The 18,855-nt window shown below is 55.8% G+C and carries 18 protein-coding genes; 17 read left to right on the top strand and 1 reads right to left on the bottom strand.

Features of this window, described 5'->3' with window-relative positions:
* Positions 1–135 precede the first annotated feature (135 nt).
* From dprA to AC2TAD_RS04405, 4 genes are all read left to right on the top strand, one after another.
* A complete protein-coding gene (gene dprA / locus AC2TAD_RS04390; RefSeq protein ID WP_480866168.1) occupies positions 136–1,266 on the top strand; it encodes a DNA-processing protein DprA in 1,131 nt (376 codons plus the stop codon).
* Positions 1,267–1,418: 152 nt separating this feature from the next.
* Positions 1,419–4,058, top strand: a complete 2,640-nt coding sequence (topA, locus tag AC2TAD_RS04395) for a type I DNA topoisomerase (protein ID WP_480866169.1) — start codon at positions 1,419–1,421, stop codon at positions 4,056–4,058.
* Positions 4,059–4,149: 91 nt separating this feature from the next.
* A complete protein-coding gene (locus AC2TAD_RS04400) occupies positions 4,150–4,854 on the top strand; it encodes a CoA transferase subunit A (protein ID WP_170354942.1) in 705 nt (234 codons plus the stop codon).
* The gene (locus AC2TAD_RS04405) at positions 4,854–5,480 is read left to right on the top strand and encodes a 3-oxoacid CoA-transferase subunit B (RefSeq protein ID WP_170354941.1); all 627 of its coding nucleotides are present in this window, start codon (positions 4,854–4,856) and stop codon (positions 5,478–5,480) included. Before AC2TAD_RS04400 ends, AC2TAD_RS04405 begins: the two co-directional genes overlap by 1 nt.
* 34 nt (positions 5,481–5,514) lie before the next feature.
* Here the strand turns inward: AC2TAD_RS04405 and AC2TAD_RS04410 are convergent, their stop codons facing one another.
* Positions 5,515–6,375: a lytic transglycosylase domain-containing protein gene (locus AC2TAD_RS04410; RefSeq protein ID WP_170753761.1), complete on the bottom strand. Its 861-nt coding sequence runs from the start codon at positions 6,373–6,375 to the stop codon at positions 5,515–5,517.
* A gap of 357 nt (positions 6,376–6,732) precedes the next feature.
* On the opposite strand from AC2TAD_RS04410, the gene AC2TAD_RS04415 reads away from it, so the two are divergent.
* The 13 genes from AC2TAD_RS04415 to AC2TAD_RS04475 all read left to right on the top strand — a co-directional run bounded on the left by AC2TAD_RS04415 (position 6,733) and on the right by AC2TAD_RS04475 (position 18,822).
* Positions 6,733–6,942 carry a Flp family type IVb pilin gene (locus AC2TAD_RS04415; RefSeq protein WP_170354939.1) on the top strand — a complete coding sequence of 70 codons (210 nt, stop codon included), beginning with the start codon at positions 6,733–6,735 and terminating at the stop codon, positions 6,940–6,942.
* 86 nt (positions 6,943–7,028) lie between these two features.
* Entirely contained in the window at positions 7,029–7,232 is a 204-nt protein-coding gene (locus AC2TAD_RS04420) for a hypothetical protein (RefSeq protein WP_480866171.1), read from the top strand.
* Positions 7,233–7,386: 154 nt separating this feature from the next.
* On the top strand, positions 7,387–8,262 hold the full coding sequence (gene cpaB, locus AC2TAD_RS04425) for a Flp pilus assembly protein CpaB (RefSeq protein WP_170753757.1): 876 nt from the start codon (positions 7,387–7,389) through the stop codon (positions 8,260–8,262).
* Between the two features lie 191 nt (positions 8,263–8,453).
* Positions 8,454–9,860 carry a type II and III secretion system protein family protein gene (locus tag AC2TAD_RS04430; RefSeq protein ID WP_480866173.1) on the top strand — a complete coding sequence of 469 codons (1,407 nt, stop codon included), beginning with the start codon at positions 8,454–8,456 and terminating at the stop codon, positions 9,858–9,860.
* Between the two features lie 17 nt (positions 9,861–9,877).
* Positions 9,878–10,501, top strand: a complete 624-nt coding sequence (locus AC2TAD_RS04435; protein WP_480866175.1) for an OmpA family protein — start codon at positions 9,878–9,880, stop codon at positions 10,499–10,501.
* Between the two features lie 200 nt (positions 10,502–10,701).
* Positions 10,702–11,937, top strand: coding sequence for a CpaE/TadZ family protein (locus AC2TAD_RS04440; RefSeq protein ID WP_480866176.1), 1,236 nt, complete (start codon positions 10,702–10,704; stop codon positions 11,935–11,937).
* A 24-nt stretch (positions 11,938–11,961) separates the two neighbouring features.
* On the top strand, positions 11,962–13,401 hold the full coding sequence (locus AC2TAD_RS04445; protein WP_480866178.1) for a TadA family conjugal transfer-associated ATPase: 1,440 nt from the start codon (positions 11,962–11,964) through the stop codon (positions 13,399–13,401).
* Positions 13,402–13,413: 12 nt separating this feature from the next.
* Complete coding sequence (locus AC2TAD_RS04450; protein ID WP_170354932.1) at positions 13,414–14,382, top strand: type II secretion system F family protein; 969 nt, start codon at positions 13,414–13,416, stop codon at positions 14,380–14,382.
* Between the two features lie 10 nt (positions 14,383–14,392).
* On the top strand, positions 14,393–15,382 hold the full coding sequence (locus AC2TAD_RS04455; protein ID WP_480866180.1) for a type II secretion system F family protein: 990 nt from the start codon (positions 14,393–14,395) through the stop codon (positions 15,380–15,382).
* A 49-nt stretch (positions 15,383–15,431) separates the two neighbouring features.
* Entirely contained in the window at positions 15,432–15,986 is a 555-nt protein-coding gene (locus AC2TAD_RS04460; protein WP_480866182.1) for a tetratricopeptide repeat protein, read from the top strand.
* Between the two features lie 11 nt (positions 15,987–15,997).
* Entirely contained in the window at positions 15,998–16,849 is an 852-nt protein-coding gene (locus AC2TAD_RS04465; RefSeq protein WP_170753748.1) for a tetratricopeptide repeat protein, read from the top strand.
* Between the two features lie 4 nt (positions 16,850–16,853).
* Complete coding sequence (locus tag AC2TAD_RS04470) at positions 16,854–17,399, top strand: prepilin peptidase (protein WP_480866183.1); 546 nt, start codon at positions 16,854–16,856, stop codon at positions 17,397–17,399.
* 115 nt (positions 17,400–17,514) lie between these two features.
* On the top strand, positions 17,515–18,822 hold the full coding sequence (locus tag AC2TAD_RS04475) for an ATPase (RefSeq protein ID WP_480866184.1): 1,308 nt from the start codon (positions 17,515–17,517) through the stop codon (positions 18,820–18,822).
* Positions 18,823–18,855 lie beyond the last annotated feature (33 nt).

Raw genomic sequence — 18,855 nt, forward strand, 5'->3', positions numbered from 1 at the left:
TTTTTCCCATTCTTTTCAGAGAATTATAGCATCTTCACGACTCAATTCGAAAGAATATTGGGAAAATTTGAAGCGATTCAGAAGCTGTTAACTCCTGCAGTCGTAAACCAGTTCTGCAATCAGGCGGAGCAACGGATGACCGAAGAGCAGCTTTCTTCCTATCACCCCACACTCCCACCCACCACGGAAGAGGATCGGTTTTCCTGGCTTCGTCTGTTGCGCTCTCGCAAGGTTGGTCCGGCGACGTTTCGTCGGCTGCTGCGGGAACATGGCTCAGCGCAGAATGCGCTGGCCGCGCTGCCCGAAATGGCACGCGCCGCCGGTATTGAAGGGTATGAAACGTGCCCGCCCGGCGTGATTGAGGCGGAACTCAAGGCCGCAAAAGCTGCCAAAGCGCAGCTTTTGTGCCTTGGGTCCGCCGATTTTCCTGACGCTTTGAACGATCTCAATGATGCCCCGCCAATGCTGTGGGCCATCGGCGACGTGTCGATATTACACCGCCCTACGGTGGCGATGGTTGGCGCGCGCAATTGCTCGTCACTCGGCGCGCGGATGGCGCGAGGGCTGGCGACGGATCTGGGCAAAAAGGGACATGTCATCGTCTCGGGCCTTGCACGCGGGATCGACACCGCGGCGCATATGGCCGCTTTGGATACAGGTACTGTTGCTGTAATGGCCGGTGGCGTCGATGTGATCTATCCCGCCGAGAATACTGATCTCGCCCATAAAATCGCCAAATCCGGGTTGCGTGTATCGGAGCAGCCCATGGGCGTGACACCGCTAGCCCGGCATTTTCCGCGCCGCAACCGGATCATCTCGGGTCTGGCCCAAGCGGTTGTGGTGGTCGAAGCTGCCGCAAAATCCGGCAGCCTGATCACCGCGCGCGACGCGCTGGATCAGGGGCGCGAGGTTCTGGCCGTCCCCGGCCACCCGTTTGATGCCCGCGCGGGCGGTTGCAACCTGTTGATCCGCGATGGCGCGACTTTGGTGCGATCGGCCGAGGATGTGATCGAATCCTTGCCGAAACGCGATCTTCTTACTGCCGACCGACCCAAAGAATCGCCTGTTCAATCGACAACCCCCACGACGGTTGCAGCGTTGCACGAGACGATTTTAGCATGCCTTGGCCCCTCGCCTATAGCCGAAGATCAACTTATCCGCGATATCGCGGCGACGGCGGGCGAGATCGGGCCCGCGCTTGTCGATCTGGAGTTAGATGGGCGGATACAAAGACAGCCCGGCGGGTTGTTGTCCCTCTCGACCTGACCTGCCGGACGCACCGTTATTCTGTGCGTATCAATTTGAAATTCCCGCCAAATTCCTGTGCCTAAAGGAACGCATTGACAATTCGCTCTTGCCCTCCACATTTTGCACCATCATAGAAGGCGCATAATCCGTCGAGCGAGGTTTCACCTTAAATGCCTGTAGTTGTTGTAGAATCCCCTGCCAAGGCCAAAACGATCAATAAATATCTTGGCCCCGACTACACGGTTCTGGCGTCTTATGGCCATGTGCGCGACCTTCCACCCAAAGATGGATCCGTCGATCCCGAACATGAATTCGAGATGAAATGGGAGGTCGGCAATGACAGCCGCAAGCATGTCAAAGCCATCGCTGACGCGCTGAAAGAAGACAACGCCCTGATCCTCGCCACTGACCCCGATCGCGAGGGCGAGGCGATCAGCTGGCACCTGCAAGAGGCGCTGACCAAGCGCCGCTCGATCAAGAAGGACACGCCCGTCAGCCGTGTGACTTTCAACGCCATCACCAAGGACGCCGTGACCGAAGCGATGCAGAACCCGCGTCAGGTCGATATGCCGCTGGTCGAGGCTTATCTGGCCCGCCGCGCGCTGGACTATCTGGTGGGGTTCAACCTGTCCCCCGTCCTGTGGCGCAAGCTGCCCGGTGCGAAATCGGCAGGACGCGTACAATCCGTCTGCCTGCGCTTGATCGTCGAGCGCGAGATGGAGATCGAGGCGTTCAAACCAGTCGAATACTGGTCGGTCAAAGCTCTGTTCGAAACTCCGCGCGGCCAGACTTATGAGGCGCGTCTGGTCACGCTGGCCGGGAACAAGCTGGACAAGCATGATCTGAAGAACGCTACGCAGGCGGAGCTGGCCGTTCAGGCGATCACCAGCCGCGCGCTAACCGTAACCTCGGTAGAGGCGAGACCGGCGGCTCGGAACCCCAGCGCGCCATTCATGACCTCGACCCTGCAGCAGGAAGCCAGCCGCAAGTTCGGCATGGGCGCGCGTCACGCGATGCAGGTGGCGCAGCGCCTGTATGAGGCAGGCTACATCACTTATATGCGGACTGACGGCATCGACATGGCCCCCGAGGCCGTGGCCGCCACCCGCGATACAATCACCGACCGCTATGGCGCGGATTACGTACCCGACAGCCCGCGCATCTATAAAAACAAGGCCAAGAACGCGCAGGAAGCGCACGAATGTATCCGCCCCACGGATATGACCCGCGATGCCAGCGACCTGAAGGTCACGGATGAGGATCAGCGCAAGCTTTATGATCTGATTTGGAAACGCACCATTGCCTGTCAGATGGCCGCCGCACGGCTGGAACGCACCACGGTCGAGATCGGCAGCGATGACGGTCAGGTCGGCCTGCGCGCCACTGGTCAGGTGGTCATGTTCGACGGATTCATGCGCGTCTATGAGGAAGGCCGCGACGACGTGGCCGATGACGACGACAAGCGCCTGCCGCAGATCACGCAAGGCGATCCGGCGCGGTTCGCCAAGACCTCGCTGAAGGATCAATTCGTCAAGGCCACCAGCGACGACAAACAGGCCGTGCTGGCCGAGAATGAAGCCGTGCTGGCCCTGCAACACCACACGCAGCCACCCCCGCGCTATACCGAGGCCACTTTGGTCAAACGGATGGAGGAGCTAGGTATCGGGCGCCCGTCCACCTATGCCAGCATCGTGACCACGATTCAGGACCGCGAATATGTGCGCAAGGACAAGAACCGGCTGATCCCCGAGGAAAAGGGCCGGATCGTCACAATCTTTTTGCTGAACTTCTTCCGTCAGTATGTTGGCTATGAGTTCACGGCCAATCTGGAAGGCGAGCTTGACGATGTGAGCGCCGGCGACCGCGACTACAAAGACCTGTTGGGCAAGTTCTGGCGTGATTTCTCGGCCGCGATTGGTGAGACATCCGAGCTGCGGATTTCCGAAGTGCTAGACAAGCTGGATGAGGCATTGGCGCCCCAGCTGTATCCACCGCGTGAGGATGGGTCCGACCCGCGCGTTTGTCCGAAATGCGGCGTGGGACAACTGCACCTGAAAACCTCGCGCACCGGCGGGTTTGTGGGCTGTGGCAACTATCCCGAATGCACCTATACCCGCCCCATCGCAGGCGAAGGGGCCGAGGGCGACGAACGTCTGCTGGGCGAAGATGCGGGCGATGAGATCTGGTTGAAATCCGGTCGGTTCGGGCCTTATGTCCAGCGCGGCGAACCCACGCCCGAGAACAAGAAACCGCCCCGTGCGTCCCTGCCTCGCGGCTGGAGCAAGGACGACATGGATCTGGACAAGGCACTGACCCTGCTGTCCCTGCCCCGCCAGATCGGTGAACACCCCGAGGGCGGCATGATCAGCTCGAATTTCGGGCGGTTCGGGCCGTATATCATGCACCAGATGCCGGAAGAGGCTAAGCCGGTCTACGCGAACCTCAAAGACCCCAATGACGTCTTTGAAATTGGTATGAACCGCGCGGTTGAGATGCTGGCTGAAAAACGCGCCAATCCGGGGCGTGGACGGCGGGCGGCGGCCAAGCCGCTGAAAGAGCTGGGTGATCACCCCGATGGCGGCGTGATGCAGGTGCTGGACGGGCGCTATGGGCCTTATGTGAAATGGGAAAAGGTCAACGCGACCATTCCCAAGGACATCAAGCCCGAAGACGTGACGCAGGAAATGGCCATCGAACTGGTCAACGAACGCGCGGCCAAGAAAGGCACCAAGAAGAAGGCTACCCCCAAGAAGAAAGCCGCGCCAAAGAAAACCGCAGCCGCCAAAAAGACGACCAACAAGGCGGAATAGGTAGAAATACCACCACCCCCTTGGTTTCATTGACTTCCCCGTGACGTGGCGGCACAACTCGCCCAACACCATGTCATTGGGGGAGTTTTCCATGAAGAAAATCTATGCCAATGCCTCTGAGGCGCTCGACGGAGTGATCTCGGATGGCATGTTGATCGCAGCGGGCGGGTTTGGCCTGTGCGGCATCCCGGAACTTCTGCTTGAGGCGATCAAAGCCTCGGGCGCGAAGGATCTGACCTTTGCCTCGAACAATGCGGGCGTCGACGATTTTGGGATCGGCATTCTGCTGCAAACCCGTCAGGTCAAGAAGATGATCAGCTCGTATGTCGGAGAAAACGCCGAGTTCATGCGTCAGTATCTCAGTGGCGAGCTGGAACTAGAGTTCAACCCGCAAGGCACGCTGGCCGAGCGGATGCGCGCAGGTGGCGCGGGTATTCCCGGTTTCTACACCAAGACAGGCGTAGGCACCGTGATCGCCGAGGGCAAAGAGCATAAGGACTTCAACGGCGAGACATATATCATGGAGGAAGGCATCTTTGCCGACCTCGCCATCGTCAAAGCGTGGAAGGCGGACGAGACCGGCAATCTGGTGTTCCGCAAGACAGCTCGTAATTTCAACGTGCCAGCGGCCACATGTGGCAAAGTCTGTGTGGTCGAAGTCGAAGAGATCGTGCCCACCGGGTCGTTGGACCCCGACAGCATCCACCTGCCCGGCATCTATGTGCACCGCATCATTCAGGGCAGCCACGAAAAGCGCATCGAACAGCGCACCACCCGCAAGAAGGAGGACGCATAATGCCTTGGGATCGTAATCAGATGGCCGCCCGCGCGGCGGATGAGCTGGAAGACGGTATGTATGTGAACCTCGGCATCGGTATCCCGACGCTGGTGGCAAACTATGTGGGTGACAAGGACATTACACTGCAATCCGAGAACGGAATGCTGGGCATGGGCCCTTTCCCTTTTGAGGGCGAGGAAGACCCCGACCTGATCAATGCGGGTAAGCAGACGATAACCGAACTGTCTCGCACCGCTTATTTCGACAGTGCAACCTCATTCGCCATGATCCGCGGCGGCAAGATCGCAGCGGCCATTCTGGGCGCGATGGAGGTGGACGAGAAAGGCGATCTGGCCAACTGGATGATCCCAGGCAAGCTGGTCAAAGGCATGGGCGGCGCGATGGATCTGGTGGCTGGCGTAGGCCGCGTGATCGTCGTTATGGATCACACCAACAAACACGGCGACTCGAAAGTGCTGAAAGAATGCACCCTGCCCCTAACCGGTCAGGGTGTGGTCGATCGCATCATCACCAACCTGGGCGTGTTGGACGTGGTTGAAGGCGGCCTGCGCATCGTCGAACTGGCCGATGGCGTCAGCGAAGACGAGATGCGCGCCGCCACCGAGGCGACAATCGTCGCCTGAACCAAAGAAGGCCCACCAACCTGCGTGGGCCTTCTTAGTTTGCCGTCTGGAAAACGCACCCGTCCGAGATGAGCTGCGGAGGGGTCAGACACAAGGCCCGCGCGACCTGAAACGCGGCAAGCACTTTGGGCACGTAGTTGCGCGTCTCTTTATAGGGCGGTACCCCGCCATGTTTGCGGACGGCCCCTTCACCTGCATTATAACCAGCCAACACAAGGATCGGGTCGTTTCCGAACTCTTCCATCAACCAGTTTAAATACTTCACCCCGCCCGAGATGTTCTGACCGGGATGGAAGCTGTCCTCAACGCCAAACCGCCTTGCCGTTGCTGGCATCAATTGCATCAACCCCTGAGCACCCGCGTGGCTGACCGCGTCAGCCCGGCCAGCAGATTCAACCGATATCACGGCCAACACCAGCGCAGGCGAAACATTCGTACCAACTGTCGAACGCAGGATATCGACCCCTTGCTGCTGAGCGATGTTCTGCAAAGTCTGCAATCGCGGAGAGGACACGTTGACGGCTGCTAATGCCTGTATCGCTTGATCAAGACGTCCTGCGCCGGCTTGATCTAGCGCGGGCGACACTTCTTCCCAAAAAGCCGTATAGGACCCGGCGGGTTTGTCAGCCCCGCCCGGCAAACTCGGCGGCGCGACTCGTGTACGTGTAATAATCTCGGATTCTTGCAGGTCCGCACCAGTGCTGGGCGCCGAAGGTCGGGCTGCGTGTTCCTCTGGCGATATCTGCACGGTGATCTTGGGCCGCGATCCAGGTTTCGGCGGCTTCACCCTTTTATAGACGCCACGTGGTTCAATTGTCTGAGCAACAACAGAGCCCGGCCCTGTCAACAGCATTGCCACCGCACCGGCGCAGAGTATTGCGTCCCGCAGATTCATTTTGCCCGCCTCATGAATTTTTTTCTTTTGACTGATTTGAACCAAGAATCTGCGTTCAAAGCCATAAAAACAACGTGAATTGGGGCATTTTCGCCTCATTTGCCGTAAAATTACATCGGAACAGTGAGGTCGACATACGTTTTTCGATTTTTTATTTATTTATTTTCAATGCGTTACCCAAATTCCTGCGAAAAAGTTAAACTTCCGCGAAAAAAAATGTGATTTGGCCCAATTCCTGCCACGCCTGACCGTCAAACATAATGCCATACCGAGACGGTCGAGAGCGGACTGAGAGAGAAAGCTCTGAAAGACGCCAAGGTTTAATTGACTTTTTTGATCCTTTAGGAGGGACGTAACATGATCAAGTTCATCAAGAACTTCCGCAAAGACGAAGACGGCGCAGTAACAGTTGACTGGGTTGTTCTGACCGCAGCCATCGTTGGCCTGGCAGCAGTTGCTTACACCCAGGTTGGTGAAGGTACCAACCAGTTGGCGAACACCGTCGAAGGCGCGCTGTCGGGTACTGCAGTTTCGACTCCGGTGACCACCATCACACCGCAAAGCTAAGTTTAGTACTTAACGTACTTGAAGGGGGCCACGGTTTCAGAGCGTGGCCCTTTTTTTATAAACTTTCTTTATATGTTGGGTCTCTCATGATGCACAGAATTGCAAACTTTGCTGCACACGAAGATGGGGCCGTTACCGTTGATTGGGTGGTTCTAACGGCCGGTTTGGTTGGTTTTGGGTCAATCATTTTCCTGAACCTTTCAGATCCGATTCAACACGTTGATTCGGAAACAGGAACTGCGCTTTCTTCGATGGAAGTTCATCAACCTGAATTCAATATCAGCTACTGACTCATCAGTCGGTGACCAAACTCATGATTTGGCACGGACGAAAAAAAAATCAAAGATTGTCCCCCTTTTCGACACAATTCGTCGATAGCTGTGATTGAGATTAGCTGCGCATGACGGCAGCAAAACCAAAACAGAAAAATACGAGGGTACGCAAATGCGCGCAGTATTTGGACTTGTCCTGATTGTCGGGGTCGCTTTGGCCGGTGGCGCTGTTTATCTGGCGCAAGACTACATCGCACAAACTCAAGCCCAGCTTGAACGAGAGAAAAAAGCCGCGCAAGACGCGATGGCAAATGCCACCAACATCGCCACCGTGGACGTTTTTGTATCGAACCGCCCGTTGAAATACGGAGAGCGCCTGGTTCAAGAGGATGTCCGACTTGTCAAATGGCCTGAAGACGCACTTCCAGAAGGTACCTTCCAGGAACTGGCCACATTGTTTCCCGAAGACGCAAAAGGCGACAGGTATATTCTGAGAGCCATGGAGAAAAATGAGGCTCTGCTGGAAGTCAAGGTCACCAAACCTGGAGAATCTGCTGGATTGACCTCGCGCCTCCAAAAGGGAATGCGCGCCTTTGCTATCAGAGTCGACGTTGCGTCAGGAGTATCCGGCTTTTTGCGTCCAGGTGACAATGTCGATGTTTACTGGACTGGTTCAGTTTCAGGGGCCCTTGCGGGTGAAGGTGGTGAAATCACGCGCCTGATCCAAACCAACGTTGAACTGATTGCCGTCGACCAAACGGCAGGGTCTGATCTGACGGGCGCAAGCATCGCGCGTACGGTGACCGTGGCCGCAACGCCTGAACAGATTGCGTCTCTGGCGCAGGCACAAAACACCGGACGGATGTCTCTGGCCTTGGTGGGTGTTCAGGACGAAACGGTCGCCAGCGCGATTGAGGTTGATCAGCGAAAGCTATTGGGAATCAAGGAAGCCGCGCCTGTCGAGGCAAAGGTGGAAGAGCGCAAGTGCTACACCAATATCCGGCGTGGTGCAGAAATTGTTCAGAGTCAAATTCCCTGTACAAACTAACGTTAAATCAGGGATTTACTGGCACAAGCCGCGCACCCAGCGCGGCTTGTTTCATTTTGGTTGTTGCGAATTGTCCACATAAGGAAAATTCCAGAAACCATTGATTATTGCAATAAATTAGCAATTGACGCAGTGTTATTGCACATAAGGCATTAGCCCTAAAACGAGGCGTGATCGGAGAGGCAGGTCACATGAAAATACATTCTTGGATTAGCGCAACCCTTCTGGGGTTGGCGCTTGTAATGAGTTCCGTCGGCGATGCCGCCTGGGCTCAAAATCTTCGTGTGGTAAAGAAGGGCACAGCGGAAACGCTGGACGTCCCGATGAACCGCGCAATTGTTGTTGAGAGTGAGGAACCGTTTGCCGAACTCAGCATTGCCAACGCGGGAATCGCTGATATTTCGTCGCTTTCGGACCGTACCATTTATGTATTGGGCAAGGCGCCCGGTCTGACCACTCTGACATTGTTCGACGGTGCTGGCAATTTGCTGGCCAACGTGCGCGTTCGGGTTTCCCCGGATGTATCCGAATTCAAAGAGCGGCTGCGGCAGATCCTGCCGAATGAGCCGATCGAAGTGCGGACCGCAAATGACGGTATTGTACTGTCGGGCACCATCTCTAGCTCAGCCAAACTGGCGCGGGCATTGGAACTGGCCGAGCGCTACGCGCCCGAGCGTGTTTCCAACCTGATGTCGGTCGGCGGCGTCCAGCAAGTCATGCTGAAAGTGCGCTTTGCCGAAATGAGCCGATCAGTGGCAAAAAGCCTGACGGCGTCGCTGGGCTTTGGAGGAAGCGACGTAACCGGGGGTTTCAACACACTTAACTCTGCCGGTGCTTTGGCTAACGCGTTGAATAATAACATTCCTCTGCAACAAACCAACACAGGTGCGATCCTGTTCGGTTTTGGCGCAGGGTCCACACAGGTTCGCTTGTTGCTGGAAGCGCTCGAAGCTAAAGGTTTGGCGCGTAGCCTTGCGGAACCGAACCTGTCCGCGCTGTCGGGTCAGGAAGCAGAATTCCTTGCTGGTGGCGAAGTTCCGATCCCGGTTCCCGCGGATGACGGCAACATCGCGATTGAATACCGCGCATTTGGTGTTCAGATCCTGTTTGTTCCGCGCGTTGTGGACGGCGACTTGATCAACCTGGAAATGGGTACGTCAGTGTCGGCAATCGACAACAGCTCGGACTTCACGATTGCGGGTAACAACGTACCGTCCTTTATCACCCGTCGGACCAGAACCACGGTTGAGCTGCGGGATGGTGAGAGCTTTGCGATTGCGGGGCTTATTCAGGATGACTTCAGCGACTTGAACAATCAGGTTCCGTGGCTCGGCGATGTTCCCGTACTGGGTGCGCTGTTCCGCAGTGCTGAATACCAGCGCCAGCAAACGGAACTCGTCGTGATCGTCACCGCGCATCTGGTCTCGCCCACACGTGGTGAAGCGCTGGCTCTGCCGACCGACCGGGTCAAGCCCCCAAGCGAGTTTGATCTGTTCATCAACGGCAAGACAGCACGCACCGAACGTTTAGGATCAGGTGGTGCGTCTGAAGTCGCCAAACAGGATTTTGGTAGCTCCTACGGCTACATCCTGGAATGATTAGGAGGATAGGACCAATGCAGAAGTGGATTATAGCACTGGGTCTTTCGGTCGCTGTCGCCGCTTGTACGCGTGAGGCCGGATATGAAATCGACCAAGGTGCCTTCGGAAACGCAACTCTGAACAACCAGCAGGTTCTGACAGGTGAACTCACCTATGCTCAGATCCTGGGTCGCAGGTTCGCGGCGGAAGTGCCAACGCAGATCAACTTTGCGTTCGACAGCGCACAGCTTGATGCAAACGCACAGCGTGTACTGTTACGGCAAGCCGATTGGATCAAGCAGTTCCCCGAAGCGCGCTTCCGCGTGTACGGCCATACGGACCGAGTCGGCTCTCAGTCGTATAACCAAAGCCTAGGCCAGCGTCGCGCCAATGCAGCGGTCGCGTTCCTGACACGGCAAGGTATTTCGCGGTCACGGCTAGAAGCTGTTGTTTCCTTCGGTAAAACGCAGCCTCTGATCGACACGCCGAACAGGGATCGACGCAACCGCCGTACGATTACAGAAGTGTCTGGCTTTGTAGATCGCAAACCTCAGTTGCTTGACGGCAAGTACGCAGAAGTCATCTACCGCGAATACGTTGAAAGCGCGACAACCGAGAGCTTCATCGTAGACACAGACGCCGCCGAGGCATCTGAGTAATAATAACGCGAATTGGGCGACATCGTCGCCCAATTCCCAACAATTGGTTCTTTTGCGCCCCATTCTCGCCTAAGTTCCAAGCCAAATTCTCAACAATTGGGTGTAGTGCGGCAAAAAAAGCCGCAACCGGGCATCAGCTCGCCGAGGCAAACCTGAACGGTTCGTCGCGGTTTGCTGCCCTCTGGACGAGGATTTTGTTAATGACGAACGCCACGACAAACGAAGACAACAACGCCATTCTGGCCTGCACGATCAGTCGTGACGTCCAGAACTTTGATCTGCTGATTGAAGACATGGAAGCGGCACTGGGTGAGCGTTGGGGCGATCTGGGATTTGCAGAAGCTCTTGCGTTTTTCGGCCAGCCTGAAGCCGACAGTTTAGAATTCGTGGCCCTAGCTATTGATGGTGAGGACGAAGATGACCTGACCATGATGGGTGAAATCATCTCTCGCGCGAAGGAAAAGAGGATCAAAGTGGTCCTGATCGCCGAGGACGTGACTCCTGCAGCGTTGCACCAACTCTTGCGGAAAGGCGCTGATGAATTCGTCCCCTACCCGCTTCCGGAAGGTGAGTTGCAGGAAGCCATTGCGCGTATGAACAAATCTGATCCCGCGGTTGTGACACAGGAAACGGCCGTGTCTCTGCCCCAAGGGGCATCAAAGGAAGGTGCCTTGTTTGTGGTTCACGGATTGGCCGGTGGAGTCGGATCTACCACCATGGCCGTGAACCTGGCTTGGGAACTTGCGACCACGTCGGACAAGACTTCTCCCAAGGTATGCCTGATCGACCTGGATCTTCAGTTTGGCACGGTCTCGACTTACCTGGATCTACCGCGCCGAGAAACAGTGTTCGAAATGCTGTCTGACACGGCGTCCATGGATGACGACATGTTCTCTCAGGCGCTGCAGTCCTACGAGGACAAGATGGAGGTTCTGACCGCGCCGTCTGATATGGTGCCGTTGGATCTGATCACTCCGGAAGATATCCAGCGCGTTATTGACACTGCGCGCAAGCATTTTGACTACGTGATTGTCGATATGCCGTCGACTTTGGTGCAATGGTCTGAGACCATCCTGCAAGCGGCCCATGTGTATTTTGCAGTCATCGAACTCGACATGCGCTCGGCCCAAAACGCCCTGCGTCTGAAGCGCGCTCTTCAGGCGGAAGAGCTACCGTTCAACAAACTGCGTTTCGCGTTGAACCGAGCTCCGAAGTTTACCGATCTGAACGGGAAAAGCCGCGTCAAGCGGATGGGTGAAAGCCTTGGAATATCCATCGACCTGCAACTGCCGGACGGGGGAAAACCCGTCATGCAAAGCGGTGACCATGGTTTACCGCTGGCAAGTTCAGCCGCCAAAAACCCACTGCGCCGTGAAATCGCAAAGCTGGCAAAATCGCTCCACAGCCTTGGCAGCAGCGACGCAGAAGCTGCGTAAGACAGGTCCGAAAGGGGAACCGCCGTGTTTTCAAGATACAAAAAACAGCCCGAAGCGCAGCCTGTTCAGGCCGAGGTCAAGGCGACAACGCCCACCTCTGCAGCCCCACAGGCACCCACAGCAAACGCGATGATCCGCAAGCCTGTGGCAAAAAAGGCCGCTGAACCGACAGCATCCGATCGCGAGCGCAAGCGCAAAGAGCGGTTGAGCGAGATCAAGATCGAGTTGCACCGTGAACTACTTGAAAACCTGAACCTTGCTGCACTGGAAAACGCCAACGAATCCGACCTTCGCTCAGAAATCAGTGCCATTGCGAGTGAAGTCCTTGAGACCAAGAACATTGTTCTGAATCGGGACGATCGTTTCCAACTGAACAAAGAGCTTTATGACGAAGTTACCGGTCTTGGCCCGCTTGAGACCTTGCTGCAAGACGACACGGTCAACGATATCTTGGTGAACGGTCCGCAGCAGATTTTTGTGGAGCGTGCCGGTAAGCTGGAAATCAGCGACATCACCTTCAAGGACGAAAAGCACCTGATGCGGATCATCGACAAGATCGTATCCGCTGTGGGTCGCCGTGTTGATGAATCCAACCCTTATGTTGACGCCCGCTTGGCAGATGGGTCGCGTTTCAACGCCATGGTGCCGCCGATTGCGGTTGATGGCTCGTTGGTGTCCATTCGTAAGTTCAAAAAGGACAAACTGGGCATCGACGACCTGGTCAATTTTGGTGCGTTCACCGAAGAAATGGCCGCCTATTTGCAAGCTGCGGTGTCGACACGCCTGAACGTGATCGTTTCGGGTGGTACGGGTTCTGGTAAAACGACCACGCTGAACGCTCTGTCCAGCTTTATCGACGATGCCGAACGCATCCTGACCATCGAGGATACGGCGGAACTTCAGTTGCAACAGACCCATGTAGGCCGGATGGAAAGCCGTCCACCAAACGTAGAAGGCAAAGGCGAAGTCAGCCCGCGCGACTGTCTGAAGAACGCCCTGCGTATGCGTCCCGACCGCATCATCGTGGGTGAGACGCGTGGCGCCGAGGTGATCGACATGTTGCAGGCCATGAACACTGGCCACGATGGTTCGATGACGACAATCCACGCCAACTCGGCCCGAGATGGCATTTCGCGTTTGGAAAACATGATCGCAATGGCAGGTATCGAAATGCCGATCAAAGCGGTCCGCAGCCAGATCTCAAGCGCTGTGAACCTGATTGTACAGGCCAGCCGTTTGCAGGATGGTTCACGCCGAATGACCTCGATCACCGAGATCACGGGCATGGAAGGTGATGTTATCTCAATGCAAGAAATCTTTAGATTTCAGCGTGTTGGACTTACACCCGACAACAAGATTATAGGCCATTTCACGGCCACCGGCGTACGCAGCCACTATTCCGAACGCTTCCGGTTGTGGGGCTTTGACCTGCCCGCCGCCATCTATGAACCAACTACGATGTAAGGAGAACCTGAGATGCAACTGCCTATTGAGGCTCTCATATATGTCGTGATCTTCGTCGCCGTTCTGGCTCTGGTCGAAGGTATTTATCTGGTCGCATTCGGCAAATCCATCAGCCTGAACAGCCGCGTAAACCGGCGTTTGGACATGTTGGACAAGGGCGTCGGCCGAGAACAAGTGCTTGAGCAGCTGCGTAAAGAGATGCAGCAGCACATGCAAACGCAGTCCATCCCGCTTTATTCACTGCTCGCGGATAAGGCGCAGAAGGCTGCGATTGCGTTCTCGCCGCGCCAATTGATCATGATAATGGTGCTGGTTTCTGCTTTCGCCTTTGTCGGGCTCAGCATCGGCACCGCCACTGCAACATTTCTGAGGATAGCCATCTCGATCGCTATCGGTGTCGGTGGCGTTTATGCTTGGGTCAATCATAAAGCTTCGAAAAGGATGGCTTTGCTAGAGGAACAACTGCCCGACGCAGTAGAGCTGATGGTTCGTTCTTTGCGGGTGGGCAATCCGTTTGTATCCTCGATCCAGATTGTTGCAAATGAAGTCCAAGATCCCCTGGCAACCGAGTTTGGCGTCATCGCAGATGAGTGCGCCTATGGCCGTGACGTCGGCGAAGCGCTGAAAGACCTGGCGCAGCGGCTGGACATGCAGGACCTTCGCTTCTTGTCTGTTGCGGTCGGCATCCAACAGCAATCCGGTGGTAACCTGGCGGAAATTCTGGCCGGTCTGGCACAGGTGATCCGCGCTCGTTTCCGCCTGTTCAGAAGGGTCAAGGCCATCACCGCCGAGGCCAAATGGTCGGGCAAGTTCCTGTCAGGTTTCCCTGTCTTCTGTCTTGTCTTCATCCTTGTGAAAGACCCCGGTTATTATGACGAGGTGATTGACCATCCGTGGTTCATTCCGGCCTGCTTCTTTGTCGGCATCATGCTGACGTTGAACCTGATCGTCATGCGCATTTTGACAAACATTAAGGTCTGAGGGCAGTACCATGGAATTTTTTAACCGAATCAACACCTTACTGACTGAAAGCCTTGGACAGTTCGGTCCGCTTATTGTCGTCGGTGTCCTCGGCCTGATCATGATCCTGGTCGCGGTTCCTTTGATGATGAACCAACCAGAAGATCCGTTGAAAAAGCTACAGCGTTCAACGGCAGCTCCGAAGAAAACGAAAAAGGGCAAGCAGGATCGCCTGCGCAACGCCGGCCGCAACGAACAGCTTGAAAAGTTTTCTACGTTCCTGGAACCGCAGAACCAGGAAGAGCTGTCAGCGATGCAGCTTAAACTGCGGCAGGCGGGATATCACTCTAAGGACGCGGTACGGTTCTTTCACTTCGCCCAGTTTGCTTTGGGGATGGTCGGGATCGCGATCGGCGTGATGTTGGTGACCGTTTTGGCTGGGGACAACGAGTTTACCGGCCAACAAATGGCGATCCGCATTGGTTTCCCCGCCATCGCCTTATACTTCCTTCCACGGTATTGGATCACCCGCCGTGTAGCAGAACGCGAAGAAGCCATTGTCGCCGGTTTTCCTGATACCCTTGACCTGATGCTTGTCTGTGTTGAGGCAGGCCAGTCTTTGGATCAGGCTATCGTGCGCGTCGCGGCTGAGATGAAGGCTTCCTATCCCGACATTGCGCAGGAATTCGAGGTTGTAGCCCACGAAATGAAAGCTGGTAAGGACAAGGACACTGTTCTTCGGGATTTCGGAACACGTTGCGGCGTTCAGGACGTCAGTTCATTCGTGACCGTTATGATCCAATCGGCCACATTCGGTACTTCGATTGCCGAAGCTCTACGTGTTTATGCCGGCGAAATGCGTGACAAACGCGTGATGCGTGCAGAAGAAGCTGCTAACAAGTTGCCAACGAAAATGACACTTGCCACAATGATGCTGACGGTGCCGCCGTTGCTGGTCATTCTGGTTGGACCTTCGGCAAAAGGTATCGCAGAGTTTGCAGGCGGTAATCCAGGGGGCTGATAGCCTTATGATTTCAACACTCAGGTGTGTCCGGCCAAGGATTCGCCACGTGATCGGGGCCGCCATGGTATGTGCCATGGTGGCCTCTTGCACGGAAAACCTGCCTGGTGATTTGGATGCTCCGGGCATTGATCCACAAGGCCAAGGTCAGGATCCTTTGGTGGTCGGGAACCGACTGCTGCGGGCCGGTGAGTATGACTTGGCACTGGATTCCTTTGCCCGCGCCGCGCTGAACCAGGGCATGACCGCCGAAATCATGGCTGCCATGGGCACTGCCAACCTGGGATTGCGCCAGTTGAAGCCCGCCGAAACTCTGCTGCGTCGCGCCGTTTCCGAGGAACCCGACTGGCCGGTTGCATGGAACAATCTGGGCGTCATTCTGATGGAGAAAGGCGAGTATCCAGAGGCGGCTCAGGTGTTTCGACGGGCTTTTGCGTTAGACAATGGCGAAAGTGACGCAATTCGGGACAATCTGCGCTTAGCACTCGCAAAAATGGAAAATTCTGATAATACTGACGTCGAAGAACAAGAATACACGCTGGAGCAACAAGGCGACGGGCAATTCAAGCTTCGCAAGCTTCAGGAAAACAGGCAAGAGCAGTAAGGGACGCAAAAATGCGCCAACAATTCTTGATTATGTCATTGGTGACGTGCGGGCTGATCCTGTCCGCCTGCGCGAAAGAAACCGAGGAAGAAAAGGTCGAAAAGACGTTTCAGGAAGTGAACGTTATCGACGAAACCAACCTGAACGAAGTGTTGCTAACAGCAGCCGATCCTAATGAGGCCGTCACCTATTTTCAGGGTGCTGCAGCCAAGAATCCCGGTCGCATTGACCTGCAAAGAGGGCTGGCGATTTCGTTGGCGCGGGCAAAGCGCACCACCGAGGCAGCAGCCGCCTGGAAAAAAGTGACCACCATGAAGGGCTCGGCCAGTGTTGATCGGGTCGAATATGCCGACGCACTGGTTCGCGCAGGAAACTGGACCGAGGCGAAAAAAGTACTGGATTCCGTTCCGCCGACTTTCGAGACCTTCAAAAGGTATCGGTTGGAGGCTGTTGTCGCCGACTCAAACCAGGACTGGAAACGGGCGGATCAATTCTATGAAACGGCGATTGGCCTGACCACGCGGCCTGGCGGCGTGATGAACAACTGGGGCTATTCCAAACTGACACGCGGTCAATATGAAGAAGCCGAGCGCTTGTTCGCTGAAGCCATTCGACAGGACAAGTCTCTGTTCACAGCCAAAAACAACCTCGTTCTTGCCCGCGCGGCGCAAGGCAATTACAGCATGCCGGTCGTGCCGCTGACACAGGCCGAACGGGCCATGCTGTTGAATACTATGGGCATTTCCGCGGTCAAACAGGGCGATGTAACAACTGCAAAGAACCTGTTCCGCGAAGCGATTGCCACGCATCCGCAACATTTCGAAGAAGCCGTCCGCTCGTTGCGCGCGCTCGAGGAAGCCTAAGTTGATGCAAATTCCGGCAGCCGCGGCGGGGTGGTTCTTGCCTTTCGTTCTGCCGATCTGCTTTTATGTCGCGCTCACCGATATGCGCGACATGTTGATCAAGAACCACGCGGTTATTGCCTTGGCCGGAGTATTTGCCTTTGTCGGTCTGATCGTCATCCCGCCATGGACGACCGATTGGTCCGAAGGCTGGATCGGCCCCTTTGCGGTAACGCTTCCGCCCTACCTTTGGCAGTTGCTGCACATTCTTGTCGCTTTAGTAATAGGCATTCTTGCCAACGCCGCCGGGGTCATGGGAGCGGGCGACGCCAAATTTATTGCGGCTGCTTCCGCGTTCGTTTGGGGCGGCGACTATGTGACGATGATGTTCATTCTAATGTCCACAACGCTCGCAGCGTTTGTAACGCACAGGCTGGCCAAAAACACTGCTTTGCGCGCTATCGCACCTAATTGGGAAAGTTGGTCCCGCGACAAACAGTTTCCCATGGGATTTGCACTTGGCGGCAGCCTCGCCATCTACCTGATCCTTGGGACTGTTTACGGCTCGTAAACTATCATTACTCCGCCTTGTCCCCGCCTTGGTGATGCCACAAAGCGGGACCAGATTTTTCGCAAGCGGCCCGAGTGGGCCAATGGCGTGAATACTGGATGGATGAGCACCCCTCATGAATATGCAGACGACCTCGGTAATGGCCCCCCCTGCCCCCAAAGGCTTGGGCGAAATGCAATTGCCCATCGTGATGATGCGGGACATTTTGTTGAAAACCATTTTTCGCAAGAACGTTGATACGGTCTCGGAAGTGGCGGAAGCGATCTGCCTGCCGGGCTCGGTGACTCAAGAACTGATCGATATCTCGCGCGAACAGAAACTGATCGAGGCGACAGGTACCCTGAACGCCAACAGCGGCAACGAGATGGGCTATCAGTTGACAGATGCAGGTAAAGCCCGTGCACTGGACGCGCTCAGCCAGTCGGAATATTTCGGTGCCATGCCGGTTCCACTGGATGTCTACCGCGAACAGGTCAAACGCCAATCCATCCGAAACATTCAGGTCACCCGCGACCAGCTAACCGGGGCAATGGGGCATCTGGTTCTGCCCGACAGTCTTTTGGATCACCTTGGACCTGCAGTAAGCGCAGGCCGTTCGATCCTGATGTATGGTCCTCCGGGCAACGGTAAGTCGTCCATCTCAAACGGTATTCGTGACGCGCTTGGCGACAATGTCTATGTCCCGCGCGCAATTGAATATGCCGGTCAGGTGATCACCGTTTATGATCCGATCGTTCACACAGCTATCGAGCAAGAGGCCGACGACCCCAACAGCCTACGCCGCCGCAAACGGTTCGATTCACGCTATGTACAATGCGAGCGCCCCACCGTTGTGACCGGTGGTGAACTGTCGCTCAGCATGCTGGACTTGGTCTACAACCCCACTGCGCGGACCTATCAGGCCCCACTGCAGCTTAAATCGACGGGCGGCATCTTTATCGTGGACGACCTTGGACGTCAGGCCGAGCCTCCGCAGGCACTGATCAACCGCTGGATCGTTCCGCTGGAAGAAAGCAAGGATATCCTCGGTTTGCAGTCAGGTGAGAAATTCGAGGTGCCTTTTGACACGCTGGTCATCTTCTCGACCAACTTCCACCCGAATGAAATCTTCGACCAAGCGGCCCTGCGTCGGATTTTCTTCAAGATCAAGATCGACGGGCCGAACCAGGAAAACTTCCTGAAAATCTTTGCAATGGTCGCCCGCAAACGCGGGATGCCGCTGGATGAGGCCGCGCTGGTGCATCTGCTGAAGGTCAAGTATCCGACCATTAACAATATCTATGCGAACTATCAGCCGATCTTCCTGATCGACCAGATGATCTCGATCTGCGAATTCGAAGGCATCCCCTACCAGATGAGCCCCAACCTGATCGACCGCGCCTGGGCCAACATGTTCGTGCGCGAAGAAAAGATCGTTCACTAAGCCACTGTCATTTCGATGCCGGGCAGGTAGTCT

The sequence above is a fragment of the Ruegeria sp. HKCCD7628 genome (assembly GCF_057221005.1).